Genomic DNA, 3,345 nt, shown 5'->3' on the forward strand with positions numbered 1-3,345 from the left:
TGCTTTCGCAATTGGGGTTTCGGAATTTAATCTTGACGATGACCTACTCTCACATGGGGAAACCCCACACTACCATCGGCGATGCATCGTTTCACTGCTGAGTTCGGGATGGGATCAGGTGGTTCCAATGCTCTATGGTCGTCAAGAAATTCTTGAGCTGACGCGTCTTGCGACGTTCCAGCGAATTGGGTATGCGATAGTTTGTGTGTTTGCTTCTCGAACTTTCGGTTCATTGCGTCTTCACACACCGCAATCTGATGCTCTTTCGAGTAGTCAAATTGCTTGGGTGTTATATGGTCAAGCCTCACGGGCAATTAGTATTGGTTAGCTCAACGCCTCACAGCGCTTACACACCCAACCTATCAACGTCGTAGTCTTCGACGGCCCTTCAGGGGACTCAAGGTCCCAGTGAGATCTCATCTTGAGGCTAGTTTCCCGCTTAGATGCTTTCAGCGGTTATCTATTCCGAACATAGCTACCCGGCAATGCCACTGGCGTGACAACCGGAACACCAGAGGTTCGTCCACTCCGGTCCTCTCGTACTAGGAGCAGCCCCTCTCAAATCTCAAACGTCCACGGCAGATAGGGACCGAACTGTCTCACGACGTTCTAAACCCAGCTCGCGTACCACTTTAAATGGCGAACAGCCATACCCTTGGGACCGGCTTCAGCCCCAGGATGTGATGAGCCGACATCGAGGTGCCAAACACCGCCGTCGATATGAACTCTTGGGCGGTATCAGCCTGTTATCCCCGGAGTACCTTTTATCCGTTGAGCGATGGCCCTTCCATACAGAACCACCGGATCACTAAGACCTACTTTCGTACCTGCTCGACGTGTCTGTCTCGCAGTCAAGCGCGCTTTTGCCTTTATACTCTACGACCGATTTCCGACCGGTCTGAGCGCACCTTCGTACTCCTCCGTTACTCTTTAGGAGGAGACCGCCCCAGTCAAACTACCCACCATACACTGTCCTCGATCCGGATAACGGACCTGAGTTAGAACCTCAAAGTTGCCAGGGTGGTATTTCAAGGATGGCTCCACGCGAACTGGCGTCCACGCTTCAAAGCCTCCCACCTATCCTACACAAGCAAATTCAAAGTCCAGTGCAAAGCTATAGTAAAGGTTCACGGGGTCTTTCCGTCTAGCCGCGGATACACTGCATCTTCACAGCGATTTCAATTTCACTGAGTCTCGGGTGGAGACAGCGCCGCCATCGTTACGCCATTCGTGCAGGTCGGAACTTACCCGACAAGGAATTTCGCTACCTTAGGACCGTTATAGTTACGGCCGCCGTTTACCGGGGCTTCGATCAAGAGCTTCGCGTTAGCTAACCCCATCAATTAACCTTCCGGCACCGGGCAGGCGTCACACCCTATACGTCCACTTTCGTGTTTGCAGAGTGCTGTGTTTTTAATAAACAGTCGCAGCGGCCTGGTATCTTCGACCGGCATGAGCTTACGGAGCAAGTCCTTCACCCTCACCGGCGCACCTTCTCCCGAAGTTACGGTGCCATTTTGCCTAGTTCCTTCACCCGAGTTCTCTCAAGCGCCTTGGTATTCTCTACCCAACCACCTGTGTCGGTTTGGGGTACGGTTCCTGGTTACCTGAAGCTTAGAAGCTTTTCTTGGAAGCATGGCATCAACCACTTCGTGTTCTAAAAGAACACTCGTCATCAGCTCTCGGCCTTAGAATCCCGGATTTACCTAAGATTCCAGCCTACCACCTTAAACTTGGACAACCAACGCCAAGCTGGCCTAGCCTTCTCCGTCCCTCCATCGCAATAACCAGAAGTACAGGAATATTAACCTGTTTTCCATCGACTACGCTTTTCAGCCTCGCCTTAGGGACCGACTAACCCTGCGTCGATTAACGTTGCGCAGGAAACCTTGGTCTTTCGGCGTGGGTGTTTTTCACACCCATTGTCGTTACTCATGTCAGCATTCGCACTTCTGATACCTCCAGCAAGCTTCTCAACTCACCTTCACAGGCTTACAGAACGCTCCTCTACCGCATCATCCGAAGATGATACCCGTAGCTTCGGTGTATGGTTTGAGCCCCGTTACATCTTCCGCGCAGGCCGACTCGACTAGTGAGCTATTACGCTTTCTTTAAAGGGTGGCTGCTTCTAAGCCAACCTCCTAGCTGTCTAAGCCTTCCCACATCGTTTCCCACTTAACCATAACTTTGGGACCTTAGCTGACGGTCTGGGTTGTTTCCCTTTTCACGACGGACGTTAGCACCCGCCGTGTGTCTCCCATGCTCGGCACTTGTAGGTATTCGGAGTTTGCATCGGTTTGGTAAGTCGGGATGACCCCCTAGCCGAAACAGTGCTCTACCCCCTACAGTGATACATGAGGCGCTACCTAAATAGCTTTCGAGGAGAACCAGCTATCTCCGAGCTTGATTAGCCTTTCACTCCGATCCACAGGTCATCCGCTAACTTTTCAACGGTAGTCGGTTCGGTCCTCCAGTTAGTGTTACCCAACCTTCAACCTGCCCATGGATAGATCGCCCGGTTTCGGGTCTATTCCCAGCGACTAGACGCCCTATTAAGACTCGCTTTCGCTACGCCTCCCCTATTCGGTTAAGCTCGCCACTGAAAATAAGTCGCTGACCCATTATACAAAAGGTACGCAGTCACCCAACAAAGTGGGCTCCCACTGCTTGTACGCATACGGTTTCAGGATCTATTTCACTCCCCTCTCCGGGGTTCTTTTCGCCTTTCCCTCACGGTACTAGTTCACTATCGGTCAGTCAGTAGTATTTAGCCTTGGAGGATGGTCCCCCCATATTCAGACAAAGTTTCTCGTGCTCCGTCCTACTCGATTTCATGACTAAGAGATTTTCGCGTACAGGGCTATCACCCACTATGGCCGCACTTTCCAGAGCGTTCCGCTAATCTCAAAGCCACTTAAGGGCTAGTCCCCGTTCGCTCGCCACTACTAAGGGAATCTCGGTTGATTTCTTTTCCTCAGGGTACTTAGATGTTTCAGTTCCCCTGGTTCGCTTCTTAAGCCTATGTATTCAGCTTAAGATACCTAACTTATGTTAGGTGGGTTCCCCCATTCAGACATCTCCGGATCAAAGTCTGTTTGCCGACTCCCCGAAGCTTTTCGCAGGCTACCACGTCTTTCATCGCCTCTGACTGCCAAGGCATCCACCGTATGCGCTTCTTCACTTGACCATATAACCCCAAGCAATCTGGTTATACTGTGAAGACGACATTCGCCGAAAATTCGCGATTAAACTCACAAATTTTACCTTAGCCTGAATAAACACCAGTGAAAGTGCTATCCAGTCTATCTTTCTATCACATACCCAAATTTTTAAAGAACGATCTAG

At 50.9% G+C, this 3,345-nt stretch carries 2 rRNA genes; both read right to left on the reverse strand.

Features of this window, described 5'->3' with window-relative positions:
* Positions 1–30 precede the first annotated feature (30 nt).
* Positions 31–146 (reverse strand): 5S ribosomal RNA (rrf, locus tag KGB25_RS30330).
* A gap of 147 nt (positions 147–293) precedes the next feature.
* Positions 294–3,187: ribosomal RNA gene (locus tag KGB25_RS30335) — 23S ribosomal RNA — on the reverse strand.
* Positions 3,188–3,345: the final 158 nt, after the last annotated feature.

It is taken from the genome of Pseudomonas sp. BF-RE-21, assembly GCF_019947305.1.
In the GTDB taxonomy this organism is placed as follows: Bacteria; Pseudomonadota; Gammaproteobacteria; order Pseudomonadales; family Pseudomonadaceae; genus Aquipseudomonas; species Aquipseudomonas migulae.